Source organism: Nonomuraea sp. NPDC049725 (genome assembly GCF_040674795.1).
Lineage (GTDB): Bacteria > Actinomycetota > Actinomycetes > Streptosporangiales > Streptosporangiaceae > Nonomuraea > Nonomuraea ceibae.
Map to the genome: position 1 here is coordinate 362,419 of NZ_JBFANJ010000003.1, position 18,210 is coordinate 380,628.

The 18,210-nt window shown below is 73.3% G+C and carries 17 protein-coding genes; 5 read left to right on the plus strand and 12 right to left on the minus strand.

Annotated features, from left to right (window positions below; all coding sequences use genetic code 11):
• Window positions 1–3: 3 nt before the first annotated feature.
• The 5 genes from AB0J53_RS09750 to AB0J53_RS09770 all read right to left on the minus strand — a co-directional run bounded on the left by AB0J53_RS09750 (window position 4) and on the right by AB0J53_RS09770 (window position 7,271).
• Window positions 4–2,121, minus strand: a complete 2,118-nt coding sequence (locus AB0J53_RS09750; RefSeq protein ID WP_364170542.1) for a hypothetical protein — start codon at window positions 2,119–2,121, stop codon at window positions 4–6.
• The gene (locus tag AB0J53_RS09755; protein ID WP_364170545.1) at window positions 2,118–4,097 is read right to left on the minus strand and encodes a hypothetical protein; all 1,980 of its coding nucleotides are present in this window, start codon (window positions 4,095–4,097) and stop codon (window positions 2,118–2,120) included. Before AB0J53_RS09755 ends, AB0J53_RS09750 begins: the two co-directional genes overlap by 4 nt.
• Window positions 4,098–4,249: 152 nt before the next feature.
• Window positions 4,250–5,458: an amidohydrolase family protein gene (locus AB0J53_RS09760; RefSeq protein ID WP_364170548.1), complete on the minus strand. Its 1,209-nt coding sequence runs from the start codon at window positions 5,456–5,458 to the stop codon at window positions 4,250–4,252.
• Entirely contained in the window at window positions 5,455–5,880 is a 426-nt protein-coding gene (locus AB0J53_RS09765) for a GAF domain-containing protein (protein ID WP_308125905.1), read from the minus strand. The genes AB0J53_RS09760 and AB0J53_RS09765 overlap by 4 nt, the downstream gene beginning before the upstream one ends.
• A complete protein-coding gene (locus AB0J53_RS09770) occupies window positions 5,877–7,271 on the minus strand; it encodes an MFS transporter (RefSeq protein ID WP_357588188.1) in 1,395 nt (464 codons plus the stop codon). Before AB0J53_RS09770 ends, AB0J53_RS09765 begins: the two co-directional genes overlap by 4 nt.
• Window positions 7,272–7,406: 135 nt before the next feature.
• Here AB0J53_RS09770 and AB0J53_RS09775 point away from each other — a divergent pair, with 135 nt between their 5' ends.
• Both AB0J53_RS09775 and AB0J53_RS09780 read left to right on the plus strand, forming a co-directional pair.
• Window positions 7,407–8,285: a MurR/RpiR family transcriptional regulator gene (locus AB0J53_RS09775; RefSeq protein WP_364170552.1), complete on the plus strand. Its 879-nt coding sequence runs from the start codon at window positions 7,407–7,409 to the stop codon at window positions 8,283–8,285.
• A 96-nt stretch (window positions 8,286–8,381) separates the two neighbouring features.
• The gene (locus AB0J53_RS09780) at window positions 8,382–9,155 is read left to right on the plus strand and encodes a glycerophosphodiester phosphodiesterase family protein (RefSeq protein ID WP_364170555.1); all 774 of its coding nucleotides are present in this window, start codon (window positions 8,382–8,384) and stop codon (window positions 9,153–9,155) included.
• A gap of 388 nt (window positions 9,156–9,543) precedes the next feature.
• Here AB0J53_RS09780 and AB0J53_RS09785 read toward each other — a convergent pair whose 3' ends face one another.
• Entirely contained in the window at window positions 9,544–10,470 is a 927-nt protein-coding gene (locus AB0J53_RS09785) for a hypothetical protein (protein WP_364170558.1), read from the minus strand.
• Window positions 10,467–11,000 (minus strand): sigma-70 family RNA polymerase sigma factor, encoded by a 534-nt coding sequence (locus AB0J53_RS09790; RefSeq protein ID WP_364170561.1) that lies wholly within the window; start codon window positions 10,998–11,000, stop codon window positions 10,467–10,469. Before AB0J53_RS09790 ends, AB0J53_RS09785 begins: the two co-directional genes overlap by 4 nt.
• A gap of 562 nt (window positions 11,001–11,562) precedes the next feature.
• On the opposite strand from AB0J53_RS09790, the gene AB0J53_RS09795 reads away from it, so the two are divergent.
• Window positions 11,563–13,086, plus strand: coding sequence for a hypothetical protein (locus AB0J53_RS09795; protein WP_364170564.1), 1,524 nt, complete (start codon window positions 11,563–11,565; stop codon window positions 13,084–13,086).
• Window positions 13,087–13,660: 574 nt separating this feature from the next.
• Here the strand turns inward: AB0J53_RS09795 and AB0J53_RS09800 are convergent.
• Together AB0J53_RS09800 and AB0J53_RS09805 are read right to left on the minus strand one after the other, a co-directional pair.
• Window positions 13,661–13,831, minus strand: coding sequence for a hypothetical protein (locus AB0J53_RS09800; protein ID WP_364170568.1), 171 nt, complete (start codon window positions 13,829–13,831; stop codon window positions 13,661–13,663).
• 136 nt (window positions 13,832–13,967) lie between these two features.
• Complete coding sequence (locus tag AB0J53_RS09805) at window positions 13,968–14,192, minus strand: hypothetical protein (RefSeq protein WP_364170571.1); 225 nt, start codon at window positions 14,190–14,192, stop codon at window positions 13,968–13,970.
• On the opposite strand from AB0J53_RS09805, the gene AB0J53_RS09810 reads away from it, so the two are divergent.
• Both AB0J53_RS09810 and AB0J53_RS09815 read left to right on the plus strand, forming a co-directional pair.
• A complete protein-coding gene (locus AB0J53_RS09810; protein WP_364170574.1) occupies window positions 14,185–14,403 on the plus strand; it encodes a hypothetical protein in 219 nt (72 codons plus the stop codon). The two genes, AB0J53_RS09805 and AB0J53_RS09810, sit on opposite strands and share 8 nt — an antisense overlap.
• An 81-nt stretch (window positions 14,404–14,484) precedes the next feature.
• Window positions 14,485–15,351, plus strand: coding sequence for an NAD(P)-dependent oxidoreductase (locus tag AB0J53_RS09815; RefSeq protein ID WP_364170577.1), 867 nt, complete (start codon window positions 14,485–14,487; stop codon window positions 15,349–15,351).
• Here the strand turns inward: AB0J53_RS09815 and AB0J53_RS09820 are convergent.
• The 3 genes from AB0J53_RS09820 to AB0J53_RS09830 are packed head-to-tail and all read right to left on the minus strand — an operon-like array spanning window position 15,241 to window position 18,190.
• Complete coding sequence (locus AB0J53_RS09820) at window positions 15,241–16,161, minus strand: AraC family transcriptional regulator (RefSeq protein ID WP_364170580.1); 921 nt, start codon at window positions 16,159–16,161, stop codon at window positions 15,241–15,243. The genes AB0J53_RS09815 and AB0J53_RS09820 overlap by 111 nt on opposite strands.
• Complete coding sequence (locus AB0J53_RS09825) at window positions 16,158–16,949, minus strand: phosphotransferase (RefSeq protein ID WP_364170583.1); 792 nt, start codon at window positions 16,947–16,949, stop codon at window positions 16,158–16,160. The genes AB0J53_RS09820 and AB0J53_RS09825 overlap by 4 nt, the downstream gene beginning before the upstream one ends.
• Window positions 16,950–16,984: 35 nt before the next feature.
• Window positions 16,985–18,190 (minus strand): tetratricopeptide repeat protein, encoded by a 1,206-nt coding sequence (locus tag AB0J53_RS09830; protein WP_364170587.1) that lies wholly within the window; start codon window positions 18,188–18,190, stop codon window positions 16,985–16,987.
• Window positions 18,191–18,210: the final 20 nt, after the last annotated feature.

Here is an 18,210-nt window from a genome sequence, read left to right on the forward strand (position 1 = left end):
CGGTCAGCCCCGCGTGTAGCGCACGTCCACCAGCGGCTCACCCGGCGTGCGCAGCTCGGCCAGCACCCGCACCACCTCACCGGCGAAGTCCGTCACCACCACCTCGCTGCGGTCGCCGCCGCCGGGCACGACCTGGATCAGGTGCTCCTCGTCGTACCAGCCCACCATGCCCGCCCCCTTCCGCGTCGGCACCGTGGCCACCCGGGCGCCGCCCGCCGCCGTCCACACGCAGGCGGCGAACCGCTTCGCGCACCCGCTCGTGACGAACCGGCCGCCGCTCGGCGAGAACATGTCCGTCGCCCCCACGACATGCCCCACCCAGTGCATCATCCGCGTCACCCGGCCCGACTCCGCGTCCCGCACGCGCACGCCCTGCCCCCACTCCGCCGTCAGATAGCGGCTGATCACCGACCGCCCGTCGGGCATCCACCGGAACTCGGCGTAGAAGCTCAGCGGGTTCACCTTCCCGCCCGTCGCCAGCGCCGCCTGCCGCACCTCCGCCCCGTCACCCGTCGGCACGAACCTGGCCGACCGCGCCGCCACGTCGATGATCACGTACCCGGCGCTGAACGGCTGGTTCTCCTCCCCGACCTTCTCGAACCGCTGCACCGACAGCAGCAGCCGGCCACCCCGCCGCGACCAGCTCAGGCCGACGGACTGGTACGGCGGGCGCAGCACCGGCACGCTGAACCGCTCACCGGTCAGATGGTCGGCGAACCACACCGCCAGATGATCCCCGGCGGCCGCGTACAGCGTGTTGAAGCTCGCCGTGTAACGCCCGTCGGGCGACGCCTCCGCCACCACGGTGTGCGGCCCGGCGTCGCCGAACCGGCCCGTCCGCGGGTCCCGCGTGTAGCGGCGGCTCTCGCCCACCCGCACCGACGTCAGCCGCACCCGGTCGCCGGGATGCTCGTACGCCACCCCGAGCCCGCCCGGCAGCGGCACCTCGGCCCCCTCCGCAGGAGGCCCGTCCGCCGGGGCCACCGCCCTCGGCGTCCACGTCCCCCCGGGCCGCGCCTGCTGCGCCACCCGCGCCGCCCCCGCGCCCGGCTCGCCCACGGCCAGCGTCACCCCGGCCGACACACCCCCGGCCACCAGCGCGATCACCACCCCCGCCGCGGCCACCACCACCCCCCGCCGCCGCTTCCTCCCCACCCCGGCAGCCTCCACCGCGCTCACGCCGGCCGCCTGCTGGACGGGCCCAGGGACGGGCCCAGGGACGGGCCCAGGGACGGGCCTCGGGACGGGTCTCGGGACGATCAGGACCGTCTCCTCGATCAGACGCAACAGCGCCTGCTCCGCCGTCGGCCTCACCTCCGGGTCGACGGCCAGGCAGTCGGCCAGCAGCTCACGCAACGGCCCCTGCGGGAGCGCGGCCAGGCTCGCCGCCCCCTCCGCCATCCGGGCCAGCCGCCCGCTGAAACCGCCCCCGCCGAACGGATCCCGCCCGGCGGCGGCGTACGCCACCGTCGCGGCCCACGCCCACACGTCCGTCGCGGGCCCGAGCTCACCGCCGCGCGTCCGCTCAGGGGCGAACAGGTCACCCGGCTCCAGATCGATCGGCGACGTGTCGTGCCCCCCGCTCAGCACGTCGTGAACCTCCGGCACCGCGCACAGCAGCCGCGGCCCGTCCGGCCCGAGCAGCACCCGGCTCGGCCGGATCCCCACGGGAGCCAGCCCGGCCCGGTGCGCGGCCGCCACGGCCGTCACCGTCCCGATCGCCAGCCGCCGCAGCGCCGCCCCCTCAACCGCCCCACTGCCTGCATCACCTGGCCTGTCGGCGGCAGGGTCCGGCCGGGTACGGGCCGCCCCGCCTCCGCTCTCACCGGGGCCGCCGGCGGCAGCGGCCGGGGTGAGGCGGGCCAGGAGGGAGCCGCCCTCGACGTACTCGGTGACCACGTGGTCAGGGCCCGCGTCCAGGACGGCCACGGCGCCGACGGGGGCGGCCTCGCGCAGGCGGGCGATCCGGGCGAGGTCGGGGCGGCGCTCGGCCGGCCTGCCGTAGTGGCGGACGACCACCGTGCGCCCCGAGGGGGAGGTCGCCAGGTGGTACGAGACGCCGCAGCAGCCCGTGTGGAGGGTGCCGGCGAGGCGGTAGCCGCCCACGGCGCGGGCGTTCACCGGGCCGCCCGGGCCAGGCGCAGACCGGGGGTGTCGTCGGCCGCCTCCAGGGTGGCCAGCAGCCGCCGGGTGCCCTCACGGAAGTCCAGCGCCACGAACTCGTGCGGCGTCCGGCCCGGGTCCAGGATCATCAGGTGGTCATCGTCGTACCAGCCCCACATCTCGGCACCCTTGATCGTGTTCACGTAGGTGGCGACGCGCACGCCGGTGGCGGCGTCCCACGCGCAATGGGATCCGCCGCTGGGGCAGTCGGTCAGCATGAGCCGGCCCGACGGCGAGAACAGGGCGCGGCCGACGCTCGGCCCGGTCCACGGCATCGTGCGCGCCTCCCGGCCGTCCAGGTCGCGGAAGCGCAGGCCGGTGTGGCCGCCGCTGTCGTGCGAGGCGACGACGCCGTCGCCGCCGGGGGTCCAGGCGTACGGTCCCGTGTCGCCTTCCGTGGGGACGGTGCGGGCCTGCCGGGTGGCGGTGTCCAGGACGGCGAATCCGGCCGTCCTCCGCTTCGGGCCGCTCACCGTGAGGAGCAGCCGGGACGAGGCCCGGTCCCACACGGGGGAGGCGGCCCGCTCGGGCACCCGTACGGTGAAGCGCTCGCCGGAGCGGCGGTCGGCGACCGTCACGTCACGGCCCGCCTGGAAAGCCACCCGGGTGCCGTCGGGCGAGGCGGCCACGTCGTCCGCCGCCACCCCGGCCTCGATGAACCCGTCCCACTGGGCCGCGCGCAGCCAGGTGCCGCGCTCGTTCCGGTACGCGACGACGCGCTGGGGGTCGCCGGGATGCTCGTACAGGGAGAGTGCGATCCCGGCCGCCCGCATCGTGACCTGCGGGGACGGGAGCGCGCGCGGGCCCGCGGCGGTCACCGACAGGTCGGGCAGCGACAGCGTCGGCGACGGGACGGGCCGCGAGGCCGCGCCCACCCGGTCGGCGATCAGATGGCCCGCCCCGGCGGAGACCACCGCCACGGCCAGCGCCCCCGCCGCCAGCCCCGGCCACCCCCGCCACGCCACCCCGCCCGAGGCTGCGGCGCCGCCTCCCGGGGAACGCCCTGCCGCTCCGGCCTGGGACGGTGCGGCCGTCCCAGGGGAGTCGCCTTCCGACGCCGGGCGCGGGGCAGCGGGGCGGGCCCCCGCCGGGCTCGCCGGGCCGTCTGCCCCCGGACTCGCCGGGCCGTCCGTCCCCGGGCTCGCAGGGCCGTCCGCCTCTGGGCTCGCCGGGCCGTCCGCCCCCGGGCTTGCCCGGAACTCGTCCGTGGGGGAGTGGGGCGCGGCGTCGGGGATGAGCGTACGGGTGGAGTGGCCGATGAGGCGGAGCAGGAGGTCGCCCGAGTCGGGCCGCGCCGCCGGGTCCTCGGCCAGGGCGGCGGCGACGGCGGGGCGCAGGTGCTCTTCGAGTGCGGCCAGGCCGGGCTCGTGGCGGAGGCCGCGATCGGCCGAACCGGTGGCGGCGTACAGGATGGTGGCGGCCCAGGCGAGCACGTCGTCCGCCGGGCCCATGACCTGCTCGGGAGCGCCGGTGGGGGCCAGGCCGTAGCCGGTGACGCGGGCGCCGTCGGGCCCGAGGACGACGGTGCCGGGGCGCAGGTCGCCGTGGGTGACGCCGCCCTGGTGCAGCCCCACGAGGGCGGAGGCCGTCGCGATGGCGAGCCGGTGCAGCGCGGTGCCCGTCATCGGGCCGTCGGCGGCGACGGCGGCGGCGAGCGACCGCCCGGGGACGTGCTCGGTCACCGCGTACGCCCGGCCACCGGCGACCCCGGCGGCCAGGACGCGGGCCAGCGACGGCGCGTCGAGCTCCGTCAGGGCGGTCACGCGGTCCGCCGCGCCGGGCCCGCCGGGCAGCCAGGCGACTTCGACGTGCCGGCCGTCGGCGTCGCGGGCCAGGAACACGGGCCCGCGGTCGTCGTGCCGTAATCGTCCCAGCAGGACGAACCCGCCGAGGTCCGCGGGATCGGATTGCTGTAATGGGGAAATATCCGTCATTGCCTCAGCAATTCATCGACAGCCGACCGCCTGATTATGGATCAGGCGCTTCCGGCCGTGGAAGACCTGCGGCCGGCCGTCTCGCCCTGCCAGGGCCCGGAGGAGGACGTCCCCACGCCGGGCCCGGGACGGGCCGCCACGGCGGTGGCGGCTCAGGAAACGAGCTCCCCGGCCTGGACGACGTGCCGGATGCGGCCGGGGTCGGCCAGGACGCCGAGGTCGGCGAGCGGGTCGCCGTCGAGGACCAGCAGGTCGGCGTGCGCGCCCACGGCCAGGGTGCCGATCTCGCCGGCCATGCCGAGCAGCTCGGCCGCGTTCACCGTGGCGGCGCGGAGCACGTCCAGCGGCTTCTGCACCTCGCCGCGCAGGCGGAACTCCTGGTTCTGGTGCCGGTGCATGCCGCCGAGCAGGTCGCTGCCGTACACCAGCCGCACGCCGCCCCTGGCGGCGCGCTCCAGCGCCGCCAGGCCCGCGCCGAGCACCGCGTCGACCTTGCGCCAGCTCGGCTCCGGCAGCCCGTGGGCCACGCCCTCCTCCTTCAGCGCCCAGTACGTGACCAGCGTCGGCACCAGGAACGCGTCACGCTCCAGGAACAGCTCCACGCTCCGGTCGTCCAGCAGGTTGCCGTGCTCGATCGAGCGGACCCCCGCCTCCAGCGCCCGGTTGACCGCGCGTGCGGTGTACGCGTGCGCGGCCACGTAGCGGTTGGCCGCCTCGGCCTCCTCCACGATGGCGCGCAGCTCCTCCATCGAGTACTGGGTGGAGTCGATGCGGTCGGTGGGGGAGGCGACGCCGCCGGAGGCCATCACCTTGATGTGGTGGGCGCCCTTGCGCAGCTCGTCGCGGGCGGCGGCGCGCACGGCGTCGACCCCGTCGGCGACCCGGCCGAGCCCGGCGCAGCACGGGTGGTCGTCGTGCACCCGGGTGCCCCGGGCCCGCGAGTCGCCGTGGCCGCCGGTCTGGCTGAGCGCCCGGCCGCAGAACAGCAGCCTGGGCCCCCGGATCAGCCCTTCGGCCTGCGCGTCGGCGAGCCCGTAGTCGGCGCCGGAGGCGTCGCGGACGGTGGTGAAGCCGCGCGCCAGCATGCCGCCCATGATGCGGGCGCTGTGCGCGGCCACGTACGAGGGCGACCAGGAGGTCAGCCCGCCCAGGTCGGCGGTGGCGGCGGTGACGTGCACGTGCGCGTCGATCAGGCCGGGGACGACGACCGCGCCGGCCAGGTCGACGACGCGCGTGCCGTCGGGGGCGGTCAGGCCGCGGCCGGTCTCGGCGACGCGCCCGTCCGCGCAGCGCAGGTCGGTCTCGGTGAAGTCGCCGGTGGCGGGGTCGAGCAGCAGGGCGTCGCGCAGCAGCAGGCTCATCGGGCGCCTCGCAGCGCGGGCACGGCCAGCGGCGCGAGCGCCTGGGCGGCGGCCACGGACGTCTCGTCGTAGCTGCCCTCGGCGTCGAGGATGTTGAGCGCGCCGAGCACGGTGCCGCCGTCCACGACGGGCACGTTGACGATGGCGCCGCAGCCGAGGCTCTCGATCAGCTCGTGGTCGGCGAAGATCTCGCGTACGGCGGCCCGGTCGCGGCCCAGGTAGGGCAGCCGCTGCTCGATGCAGCGGGTCAGCCACTCCTGCGCGACCTCCACCGTCTTCTCGCCGCCCACCGGGTACTGCTCGGGGTGGCTGCTGTGCACGCGGCGCAGCGCGCGCCGTTCGGGGATCCAGGCGAGCACGGTGAACAACCGCGCCCCCACTTGCTCGCGTACCTTCTCCTGCAGTTCCGGCAGCCCGGTCACGACGTCATCTCCTTAGCTGCGCCGGCGGGCTCGCCCCGCTCGGTCAGGTCTTCCAGGGAACGCCCGGCGGTCGCCAGGCCGAACACCATCACGCAGATCACGCCGGCCGCGAGCACGGCGGTGGTCATGCCGAACACGCCGCCGAAGCCGAGGCTCGCGTACGACACGCCGATGATGGTGGGAGCGAGGATGCTGCCGACGCGGCCGAACGCGCTCGACAGGCCGGTTCCGGTGGCCCGGATCCAGGTGGGGAACACCTCGGGGGTGTAGGAGTAGACGCCGGCGTAGGTGCCGTTCAGGAAGAACGACAGCACGGCGCCCGCGACCGTGATCGACACGGGCGTGTCCATCTGCGACAGCCAGAAGGCGCTGACGGCCGACCCCGCGAGGTAGATCGCGATGGTGTTCTTGCGGTCGAGCCGCTCCGACAGCCAGGCGGCGGAGAAGTAGCCGGGGATCTGCGCCAGGTAGATGATCAGCGAGAACTCGAAGCTCTTCGTCACCGTGATGCCCCGCTCCACCAGCAGGGTGGGGATCCAGGAGAAGAAGCCGTAGTACGAGAACGTGATCACGAACCAGATCAGCCAGATGACGCCGGTGCGCCTGGCCATCGCCCGGCTCCACAGGAACCGCAGGGCGTTGACCAGCGTGACCTTCGGCGTCTCCTGGACGGGCAGCGCGGTCGCGGTCTCGGGCACCGGGGGCAGCGGCCGGCCGGTGGCGAGCTCGACGCGCCGTTCGATGTCGGCGACCACGGCCTCGGCCTCGGCGGTCCTGCCGTGCTGCAGCAGGAAGCGCGGCGACTCCGGCAGCGAGCGCCGCCACCACAGCAGCATCAGGATGGGCACCGCGGTGATGATCTGCGCGATCCGCCAGCCGTCGTCGAACGTGGGCACCACGAACCGGCCGATGAGCGCCGCCCCGACGAACCCGAAGGAGAAGAACCCGGCCAGCGCGCCGATGAACCAGCCGCGCCGCTTGGCGGGCACGAACTCCGACAGGAACGGCGCGATGATCGCGCTCTCCGCGCCGGCGCCGGCCCCGGCCAGCACCCGCGCGCCGAGGAACACCTCGTAGTTCGGCGCGAACGCGGCCACGACGGAGAACACCGCGTAGAAGGCGAGCGCGTACATCATGACCTTCTTGCGGCCGATGCGGTCGCCGAGCAGGCCCGCCGCGATCGCGCCGAACAGGAAGCCGAACGGCGAGGCGGAGCCGATGATGCCGAGCTGGCCGTTGCTGAGGTTCCACGCCTCCTGGGCGCTCGGCAGCAGGAACGCGACGACGGCCGAGTCCATGCCGTCGAAGGTGTAGCCGAGGCCGCCTATCAGGAGCAGGAGGTAGTGCGGACGGCTCAGGGGGAGCCGGTCCAGCCGGGCCAGCAAGGTCATGGCGCAGCCTTCCTAGGGCACGGGGCCCTGCCAGGGAGGGGGAGTTATTGCAACGTATAGTGCAAATCGGGCAAGATGCAATGGTCCTTGCAATATTTGGAAAATGTACGATGTCTCCCGGCGAGGGAGGGGCGCGTGACGGACAGCTTCGAGGAGTGGCTGCGCGACCGCGTGCCGGAACGCGGGCTGCGCCCCAAGGCCGCGGCGGTGCTGGACATCCTCATCACGCAGCCGCGCCGGGCGTCGTTCGGCTCGGCGGCCGAGCTCGCCGCGCTCGCGGGCGTCAACGTGGCCACCGTCACCCGCATCGCGCAGGCGCTCGGCTTCGCCGGATGGCCCGCCCTCCAGCAGGAGCTGCGCGCCCGCTACCTCTCGTCGCTCAGCGCGCCGCAGGTCGCCGCCGAGCACAGCGGCGAGGGCTCGCCCAGCGCCCGCTCGCTCCGGCGCGACCTCGACAGCCTCGCCCTGCTCAACCGCCGCCTGGACGAGGGCGTGATCCGGACCGTCGCCGAGGCCGTCGCCGCCGCCCGCCGCACGGTGATCGTCGCCGACGGCAGCTACGCGGCGGTCGGCATGGCGCTCGCGCACAACGCCCGCATCGCGGGCTACCCCGTCGCGGCCGTCACGGCGGGTGACTCCGAGCTGTCCAACACCGTCGCGGCGATCGGGCCCGGCGACGTGCTGATCGCCATCAGCTTCTGGCGGCTGTACGAGAGCACGGTCCTGGCCGCGCACGAGGCCCGCGCGCGCGGCGCCCGGGTGTTCGCGCTCACCGACGCGGCCAGCCCCGCCCTGGCGGACGCGGCCGAGGAGGTCGTGATGGTCCCGGCGGAGGGGGTCGCGTTCTTCCCGTCGCTGACCGCCGGGCTGGCCGTCGCCCAGGCACTGGTCGCGCAGCTCGCCGCCGTCGACCCGGCGCGCACGGCCGCCGCCATCGAGACGGCCGAGCGGATGTGGACCAAGTTCGGCCTGCTCCACCGGCGCCCCGCGGGCGGCGAGCCCCCAGGCCCGTAGAGACGGCCCTGGTGACAGGCCGGGAGCGGATGCTTGATCGGGTCCGGCCCCGCCCATAGCCTCGTCGTGCCGGACCTACGACGAGGGGGCCTCGTAGTGACCATCCCGCTGGCGGTGGCCGTGGCATTGACCGAGCTCGCCGCGACCGCGCTCGTGCCCGCCGCTGCCGGACGGCTGCCCGGCTGCCCGCTGGTGTTCGGGCACGGCGGCTACCCGAAGAACCCCGGAGCCAGCGCCAAGGACCTGATCCGCCAGCCGAACCACCCCACCGGCATCGAGCACATGCGCGCCGAGGGCGCCGACGGCCTGGAGGCCGACGTCCAGCTCACCCGCGACGGGACCCAGGCGGTGATGTGGCACAACACCACCACCAACGGCCTGAGCGGGCCCAACCGCGAGATCACCGACCTGTGGTGGGCCGACGACGACGGCGGCCTGCGGTCCCGCCGCGTCTCGCGCGGCCCCTACGCGGGCGAGCGCGTCCACACGCTCGGCTCCTGGCTCGACCACGCCGCGGCCGCCGGGCTGATCGCGCTGCTGGAGATCAAACGCCAGGCCAGACCCATCCTGCGACGCTCCGAGGAAGCCTGGCAGGAGCTGTCCGGCCCGATCCTCGAACGACAGGACGCCCAGCGCATCCTCCTCTACTCGGCCGACCCGTGGATCCAGCGCGAGCTCGCCACGCGGCACCCCGGCCTGCTGCGGGGCGAGGCCGTCCGCTGGACCGACGGCGTCCCCTGGGACGAGCCGCCGCCCGGCTGGCGCGCCCAGGTCCCCCGCTGGACGAAGATCCTCAAGCGCGGCCCGGCCGGCGTGCTGACCGACTACCCGGCCGACTACCGCCGCTGGCTGGCCGGAAAGTGCGCATGACGGGCCCGTACGAGCCGCCGGTAGTGACAAGGAGCATCAGGAAGTCTCCCTGCTCAGCCTGCACCTGCACCAGTCCGTCCTCAAGGACCCGGCCTGGCAGAAGCGGCTGATCGACGCCGACAAGGGAGGTCCTTCGCCCTTGTTCGGTCCAACGCCCACGCGTACGGGCAGGGTCGACATCGACATGGGCCGTAGTGTCGGACTCGGTCTCGCTGCCTGACGGAAGCATGAACCGGCCCGCAGCGCCCGGTACTGGCGGGAGCTGGAAAGGGTCGATCACCTCAGAGGACGTGTGCTCCGTCTGGCGGCTTTCGACGCAACCCGCGCTTTTGCTCATGGTGAGGCAAGGGCGTGGCCGGCCGTGAAGCGGAGAGCCGTACAACGATGCTCAGTGTGGATCGGCCGTAGGTCGAGGGGCGACGACAAGTCCGACCGTGTTCGGCGCGTGGCCGCCGAACACCTCGTGCACGTACCAGTCATCAGGGACACTTTCCGGTCGCAGGACGTGCGCCGAGAAGTCCCATCCGGCGCCGTCACGGGGAAGCGGTTCAGGCGGGGCCTGGTGGTAGGACTCGACGATGGCACCCCGCTCCCGTAGCAGGGACTTGACCTCGGCCACCGTGTGATTGGCGGGTTCCGCCCCTTCCAGAACCTCGCCACGCGCCACGGGGTCACCAGTGATCTCGTACCTCTCCCCAGGGCGGGCGGGGCGGCCGAAAACGAGCTCGAACGGACTGCGCAGGCCGGCGGGAATGCTCACGCCGGCCTGGCACCACATCCGGCCGCAGTCAGCGCCTTCGATCAGTTTGATGCGGTTGTCGTCGGGTTCGCCGTCGATGGTGAACCCGTCGGGATGGAAGGTCACTCGCCGCTGGGGAGCGGACACCGAAACGAGCGTGCCGACCAGGCTCGGCGAGGCGGGCTTCATGGTCAGGGTGACGTTCAGGCCGTGAGCGGCGAAGTCCTCGCGAAAGCGCCGAGGGTCGGCGTCGGGGTCCACGATCCGCACGTTGATGTAGTCGCCGTTCTCGGCGAACGCCAGCGCCTTGGCCGGTCCCACGACGAACGGCCCCACCTCCTGCGGCTGAAGAAGGACCGGCAGAGCGGTCGCCAAGCCCACCAGAACGGCCGCCACGGGAGCGAGGGCGAGCCACCGGCGCCGGATCCAGCGACGTCGTGGCGTGGCAGCGGCCGAGGCGGAGTCCCCGAGGATGGCGTCCAGAGTTGCGGTGAGATCGCCCGGCCCGGCCTGCACGTGCTGGGCTGGGTCGTGGGCCCGGAGCAAGCGGGTGAGCTGCTCGAGATCGGTGGTCACAGGCTGTTCCCCTCGAAAGACGGCTTCCGGTCGGCGATGGGTGGTGCGTCCTTGGCGAGCAGGTGGCTCAGTCGTTTACGGGCGCGGTGCAGCCGCATCGCCGCCGTCGGCCGTGAACAGCCCACCACCGCCGCCGCCTGGCGCAGGTCGAGCCCTTCCCATGACATCAACAGCAGCAGCTCCCGGTCGGCCTCACTCAAGCTGCGTAACGCGGTCAGCGCTTCCTGTCGTGCGGCAACACCGGCGGCATGGTCGTCTTCGACGTCGGAGAGCATCAGGGACCCGTCCCAGAGGAGACCGTCTCGCCGGTTGTCCCGTCGGATCGCGTTCGAGATGAGGTTCCGGGCGGTCGCGTACAGCCAGGGCAAGGGTTGGCCGGACGGGAAACGGTGGTACTTCTCCCAGGCCACCTTGAACGTCTCTGCTGCTATGTCCGCGGCCTCCACAGGACCCACCCGTCGCCAGGCATACCGCAGCACCGCCTCGTAGTGTTCATGGAACATACGGGTGAAGCCGGCCTCATCGCTCACGCTCCGTCTCCTCTGTGGCGTGCTGATGCACGATGCACCATCTACCCGGTAAATGTCGCGAGCCGGGTGAGTATCACCACGCGTGGCGCTGTTCTGGGGGTCAAGGTGTGAACCGTGCTTCCACTCGCCGGCTGCACAGCCCGCCGGCTGCTGGCCGCCTCTTCGATGGTGAAGGCCACATGATGCGGCGTTGAGGAGGCTCTCACTCACCCGGCGCACCACGCTGTCGAAGTGCCTCCCTGCGGGGGTTTCATCCACCATGGTCACGATTTGATGCCACTTACCAGGCTCTCGACCTGCTGTGATCACCATAGGTGACCGAACCCGCGTCGGTGATCATGGGTGACTACTGACCGTCGATCTTGACCCGAGATGTCACCGTCTGGCTTGATCGAAGGCGTTTCGTCTTTTTCATCCCTCGTGAGCGGAGATCCACGTGCGCCTCTTACCCGCGATATGTCGCAGGTCCACCGCATCATGGCCAGCCGCGCTCGCTGGTGTTCTGGCCCTGAGCGCCGGTCTCCTCGTTACCCTGGCGCCCACGGCGTCCGCCGAGGACTCCATGACCGACCTCGGCGCCTTCGCCCATGGCAGTGACCTGGTGGCCGGAGGCGACAAGGTCGTCGTATCCATTGGCGATCGCATCGTCGTCGCCGACGCCACTGGCGAAATCCAGGGGGTCATCACTGGAGTGTCCGGCGCTTCCGGCTTGGCCATGACGGCCGACGGTACCCGCGTGTACGCGGCGCTGCAGGACACCAAGGAGGTGGCCGAGATTGACACCGCCACGCGGGAGATCACCCGGCGCATCGACCTCGCCGTCTATGGATGCCCCTTCAGCCTGGCACTCACTGGTGAACGGTTGTGGATCGGCTACGGCTGCGACGCCACGGGCGTCCTCGGCTTCGATCTATCCGCACCGACGTCCCAGCCGGTAGTGGCCGACACCTCCCTGCTCAAGTCGTCCCCGTACCTCGCGGCAGCTGGGGACACGCTGGTGGTCGGCGAGTTCACGGGCAGCCCGACCGACCTGTTCGTCTACGACGTGAGCGGTGCCGCTCCCGTCTTGCGCGGCGAGATCGACGGACACGCCTACAGCAACCAAGGTCTGGAAGACATCGCGGTCACCCCGGACGGCTCGCACATCATCTCGGCCTTCAGGCTCCCGGACGCCTTCACCGTGTGGGACGCCACCACCTTGGCGAAGGTGCGCGCCTACGAGAAGGGGCCCGAGGCCGAGGGCTGGCCGCGCACCGTCGCCGTCAGCCCGGACGGCGCCTTCATCGCGGGGGCACGCGCGTGGGGCGTTGGGATGACGGTGTACGACAAAGCCTCGGGAACCACGCTCTACGCCACGAACCCTCCGCAAGGCGAAGTGGTGAGCGGGAGCGCCGCGTACGTCGGCCGGGACGTCTACAGCCTGGTGAAGTCGGACACCGACCAGCTTTACCTGTGGCGACTCCACGACGTGACTTTGCCGGCAAGCACGCTGACGTTGACGGCGCAGCCCGGCGGGATAGCTCAGCAACCGCTTACCCTGACTGGGCGACTGAGCTTCACCGAAGAAACGGCCCCAGGTGTGCAGTCTCTCACCGTGACCCGCACAGCTCCCGACGGCACCACCGCAACGCTGCCCGGCGCGACCACCGCTGCGGATGGAACCTTCACCATCACCGACACCCCCTCAACCGGAGGGCCGTTCGCCTACACCGTGCTCTGGAACGGCAACAGTGAGCACCGCTGGAGCAAGGCCTCGGTCACCACGGCCGTCAGATACAAGGTCGGGCTCACGCTCACGGGGCCGACGAGCGCGGTCGCCGGCACGACGCTGGTCTTCAGGGGCACGTCGCAGGCCGATGGCACCACTCCGCCGAGCCGTGTCCCGATCACCATTCAGCGCAGTCTCAACGCCGATGGTGGCGACACTGTCGAGTGGGCGGTGTGGATCAGCAGCAACGGAACATATCGTTTCGCTGACATGCCGGAGGCAGGCGAGTACACCTACACCGTGCGATGGGCCGGCGATGACCGTACCGGACCGGCGGAGGCCAGCCAGGTCGTCACCGTCGAGAAGTCGAATGACTGACCCACGACGCTGCGTAACCTAACTTCCCAGGGCCGAACATTAGGTCTGCGGTGCTCTCGCGAAATACGGCGACAGCACTTTTCCGTGCCAACACTTTCATGGGCACCCGCGGCCGTCATCGTAACTTCGGGTAGCCGGGTACCTGCACGGGCTCCAGCATCGCGATAAGGATTGACGGGGTGCTCGGGTCGGCAGTGGTCGTCGGAGTGGGACGTGGCCGCATCAATGTCGGCCCATTCGGGCTACGGCTGCCGCCCGGGTTCAGGGTACGGCAGCTCACGCAGACGACCGAGCTCCTCCACGATGGCATCAATGGAGTGCGAAGGCAGCCGCCCGCTGGCCCCGCGGGCGGAGGGTGGGTGGACCACCTCAGGGGTGGATCACAGGTGAGCGGCTGGCGATGGATTGGCGGAGTGCGTTCGCCACAGCGTGGACGAGCGGGACCTGAGAGGCATCCCAGACGAGGTTGAGACCGCTGTGGTTTGTGGAGAATGAGCCTGCCGTAAAGCAGGATGGGCAGACGGAGGTTGTGCTCGAACCGGCGGTCGGGACCGCCTCTGACGTTGACGTAGCGTCAGGTAAAGTCCAGGATCGTGCCCTCGCGAGGCACCGGGCCTGCTTCGATGAAGCGGTCGTCCTCCACGCCGATGTGGAGGCGCTGGTAGGCGAGGTCGGCGACGTGGCGGCCGTCCTGGAACAGGACCTGGTCGGGGAGGAAGCGCACCGACAGGTTGCCTGCGGTCAAGGTAGTACGGCGACGTTGGTGACCAGGATTCGCGGTCCCGCCAGCTGGGCCGAGGCGTTCACCCTGTGCAGCAGCCGGGAAGCGCCGGCCTTCACTTCGAACTGGTAGGTGCCGGTGATTGCGCCTGATGCGGTGATCAGCCAGAACCCGTGGGCCCGCTGGAGGCCCGGCGTGCTGTGGGTGGCGTTGCGCGACCGGGTGCTGCCTCGGCCGAGAACATCTGGTCCGCCGCGATGGTGCCGCTCACCTTGCCGACCTTCCGCCCGCTTGCCGCGATTTCCATCGCGATGCCCGACAGACTGCTGCCCTCGCTGTTGAGCATCCCGATGCCAACATGGCGAGGAGATCTCGTGATGTTCACGTTGCCGAAGCCGGCCGCGACCGGGCCGCCGCAGTCTACCGCCTGGCTGCGCGACGTGCGCCGGCTGCGGGCGCATGCCGGGGTGCTGCGCGGCGCCTGGGACGCCGACGGCAACCCGAACGGCCGCCCGCTCGGCATCGTCCTGCTGCGCGGGCACGCGGCCCAGGCGCGCGTCCACGCCCGCTTCACGCTCCCGCCGCCCGCGCCCTGAGCACAACCGTCCAAGACCCCGCCCGTCCCCTGAGCACAACCGTTCAAGACCCCGCCCGCCCGCTGTGGCTACAACGAGGGGATGGACATCGGCTTCATCGGCCTGGGCCTCATGGGCGGGCCCATGGCGGTCAACCTGGCCCGCGCGGGCGGCCTCGTCGTCTGGAACCGCACCCCCGCCCGCGCCGAGGCCCTTCGCGCGGCCGGCGCCGACGTGGCGGCGAGCGCCGCCGAGGTGTTCGGCCGCGCCGGCACGGTCCTCCTCATGCTCGCCGACGAGGCCGCCGTCGACGACGTGCTGCGCCGGGGCACGCCGGAGTTCGCCGCCCGCGTCGCCGGGCGCACCGTGGTGCACATGGGCACGACCTCGCCCGCCCACTCCGCCGGGCTGGACGCCGACGTGCGCGCCGCCGGAGGCCGGTACGTGGAGGCGCCCGTCTCCGGCTCGCGCGGCCCCGCCGAGGAGGGACGCCTCGTCGCCATGCTCGCCGGGGACCCCGCCGCCGTCGCCGACGTGCGCCCGCTGCTGCGGCCGATGTGCCACAAGAGCGTCGTCTGCGGCCCGGCGCCGTCGGCGCTGCTGATGAAGCTGGCGGTCAACCTGTTCCTCATCACGATGGTCACCGGGCTCGCCGAGGCGACGCACTTCGCCGCCGGGCACGGGCTCGACCTGCGCCGCTTCCAGGAGGTGCTGGCCACCGGCCCGATGGCCAGCGCCGTGTCGCGCGGCAAGGCCGCCAAGCTCGTCGAGGGCGAGCTGTCCCCGCAGGCGGCGGTCGCCGACGTGCTCAAGAACAACCGGCTCATCGCCGAAGCCGCCCGCGCCGCCGGGCTCGCCTCACCGCTCCTCGACGCCTGCCACGAGCTGTTCGCCGAGACGCTCGCGCTCGGGCACGGCGGCCTCGACATGGCCGCCGTCATCCGGGCGATCGAGGCCAGGACCGGCTGAACCGCAGGCGGCCTGCCAGCGCGCGGGCGTGAGGCCGTACGCGCCCTTGAACCTGCGCGTCAGATGGCTCTGGTCGGCGAACCCGGCCGCCTGCGCGGCGACGGCGGGCGGCAGCCCGGCGCGCAACGCCCGCCGCGCCACGTCGAGCTGCCGCATCGTGCGGAACCGGGTCGGGCTGGTGCCGAACACGGCCCGGAACTGCCGGGCGATCGTCCACCGGTCCAGCCCCGACACCCGCTCGAACACCGCCACCGGATGCCGCGCCGCCGGGTCGGCCGCGATCAGGTCACGCACCCGGGCCAGCGCCTCCACCGCCGCGGCCGCGCGCCCGGCGCCCCGCCCGGCCTGGCGCGCTCCCGCGTGCGCCGCCAGTGAGCGGGCGATCGCCAGCGCGACCTCCACCCGTTCGAGCTCGCCGAGCGGCTCGTCCAGCCGCCGCAGGCACGCGGCCAGCGCGGGCGGCATCCGCCGCACCACCGGGTCCGGCACGAACGGCAGCGGCCCGCCGCCCAGCGCCTCGCCCACCAGCGCCGGATCCACGTAGAAGATCCGGTAGCCGAACCCCTCCTCGGTGCCCGGCGCGCCGTCGTGCAGCTCGTCCGGGTGCAGGATGTGCCACTCGCCCGGCAGGCAGTGCCGCGCCTCGCCCCGGTAGCGGAACGTCTGCACGCCCCGCAGCGTGATCCCGATCGCGTAGCGGTCGTGCCGGTGCGGCGCGAACGCCTCGCCGACCAGCGACGCCGCCATCCGCTCGATCCCCTCGGCGCCGGCCCCGAAGCGCAGCCTCGCGCCGGGCCCCTCCCCGTTCACCAGGCGAAGTCCTCCAGCTCCAGCACCGCGCGGTCCATGTCCTCGGCCCGCCCCTGCCGCAGCAGCTTGGCATACAGCGGGTCGCCGCCGACCGCGCCCGCGCGGATGTCGCGGGCCCGCGCGCTCATCCGCGCCTGGATCTCGCGGACGATCACCGCCGGGTCGCCGTGCCAGCCGTACGCGTCCAGGAAAATCCGCAGCCGCTCGGCCCGCCTGTCGAACGCCCGGAACCCCTCCAGCTCCGCCACCCGGCGCGCGTGCAGCGGCACCCAGCTCAGCGCCGTCCACGCCAGGTCGGACTCGGCGTCCACCGGCCCGGCGAAGTCCCAGTCGAAGAAGCCCGACAGCCGCCCCTCGTGCCAGGCGGCGTTGAACGGGCTGGCGTCGTTGTGCCCGATGATCTGCCCCGGCGACCACTGCCCGCCCACCCGCCAGCGGGCGTCGGGCGGCGGCGTGAAGTCGGCCACGGCCGCGTGGTAGTCCCGCAGCCAGCGGGCCACCTGGCGCAGCGCCTCCTCCGTCCGCGTCCACTCCGGCCACACCAGCCGGTTGCCGAGCGTCTCGCCCTCCAGGAACGTGAGCACCTCCCGGCCCTGCTCGTCGTAACCCAGTGCCCGCGGCGCCCCGGCGAAGCCCTTGCGCTCCAGGTGGCGCAGCAGCTCGTGCACGGCGGGCGTCCACGCCCGCGCCGCCCGCCTGACGGTCGCGCCGATCCGGATCGCGCCCCCGTCGTTGCCTCCTTCGAGCCGGATCCGCCGGATCTCATGGCGGCCTGCGGATCCGCTCATCGATCGCCTCCTCCGGGGTCCCGCCTCCCAGATTCTCAATAAGTGCGGGCATCTCCAAGAGGCCCAAAGACCCGTCGTACGCCTGCCGCGACCCAGATCGTGGCCAGGGCCGCGTACACGGTCAGCAGCGCGATCGGCCACACCCCCGACACCAGCGACGCCACCACCGCCAGGCCCAGCAGGGCCGCCCACCCGTACAGGACGGCCCGGCCGCGCGGCGAGCCGGTGTGCGCGGCCTCCTGCACGGCGGTGACCAGCGCCATGACGGCGGCCCCCGCCGTGCCGAGGACGTCGCTGCCGAGCACGACGCCCGCCATCAGCGTCGCCGCGCCCGCCACGAGCAGGCCGCAGCAGGCCAGCGCCACCCGCGACTCGCCGCCGTCGAACAGCAGCCCGGTCGCCTTCGCGCGGGCCAGCCGCAGCACGGTGACCGCCTCCGTCACCCACGCCGCCCAGTGCAGCAGCGCGATGAGCACGAACACCGCGATGACCGGGGGCAGCGCCGGCAGCAGGAACACCAGCCACCAGCCGCCCAGGAACCTGCGCCGCACCCGCGACAGCCACCGGTGGAGCGGGTTGCGCTCCTTCAGCGCGGTCACCAGCAGGTCCCTGGCCTGCCCGTAGCCCGGGTCGAGCCGCAGCACCTCGCGGAACGCGCCGGCGGCCACGCGCGCGTCACCGGACGCCAGCGCCGCCCGCCCGTACACCAGGTGCGCCGTGGCGCTCTCCGGCGCGAGCCCGACGGCCCGCCCCGCCGTCTCCGTGGCCGCCCGCGTCTGCCCGAGCGCCGTCTGCGCCAGCGACAGCAGGCTCATCAGGTCCGCCGACTCCGGGTCGAGCGCCAGCCCGCGTTCCGCCGCGCCCGCCACCAGCGGCCACTCGCCCTTCAGCACGTGCGCGCGGGCCAGCAGCTCCCAGATCGGCGGCCACTCCGGCGACAGCGCGAGCGCGGCCCGCCCGGCGGCGATCGCCTGGTCGGGCTGCCGCGCCCGGTTGTGCACCTGGCCCGCGACGTAGTGCGGGAACCACGAGTCGGGCGCCAGCCGCACCGCCTCGTGCGCCTCCGCCACGGCCTCGCCCGGCCGGCGCTGCTCGGCCAGCGCCAGCGCCAGCAGCGCGTGCCCGACCGCGTGCTCCGGCTCCTCGGCCAGCAGGCCGCGCAGCTCCCGCTCGGCGTCGGCGGGCCGGCGCAGCTCCAGCAGCGCCCGCGCCCGCTGCACCGGGCCGGCGGCCTTCACCATCTGGCTTTCACCATCGCGCT

Bases quoted from the DNA above. Each gene is read 5' to 3' on its own strand.
- AB0J53_RS09815 (WP_364170577.1), top strand. From the start codon at position 14,485: ATGGACATCGGCTTCATCGGCCTGGGCCTCATGGGCGGGCCCATGGCG.
- AB0J53_RS09825 (WP_364170583.1), bottom strand. From the start codon at position 16,949: ATGAGCGGATCCGCAGGCCGCCATGAGATCCGGCGGATCCGGCTCGAA.
- AB0J53_RS09810 (WP_364170574.1), top strand. From the start codon at position 14,185: ATGTTCACGTTGCCGAAGCCGGCCGCGACCGGGCCGCCGCAGTCTACC.
- AB0J53_RS09795 (WP_364170564.1), top strand. From the start codon at position 11,563: ATGACCGACCTCGGCGCCTTCGCCCATGGCAGTGACCTGGTGGCCGGA.
- AB0J53_RS09755 (WP_364170545.1), bottom strand. From the start codon at position 4,097: ATGACGGATATTTCCCCATTACAGCAATCCGATCCCGCGGACCTCGGC.
- AB0J53_RS09760 (WP_364170548.1), bottom strand. From the start codon at position 5,458: ATGAGCCTGCTGCTGCGCGACGCCCTGCTGCTCGACCCCGCCACCGGC.
- AB0J53_RS09830 (WP_364170587.1), bottom strand. From the start codon at position 18,190: ATGGTGAAGGCCGCCGGCCCGGTGCAGCGGGCGCGGGCGCTGCTGGAG.
- AB0J53_RS09770 (WP_357588188.1), bottom strand. From the start codon at position 7,271: ATGACCTTGCTGGCCCGGCTGGACCGGCTCCCCCTGAGCCGTCCGCAC.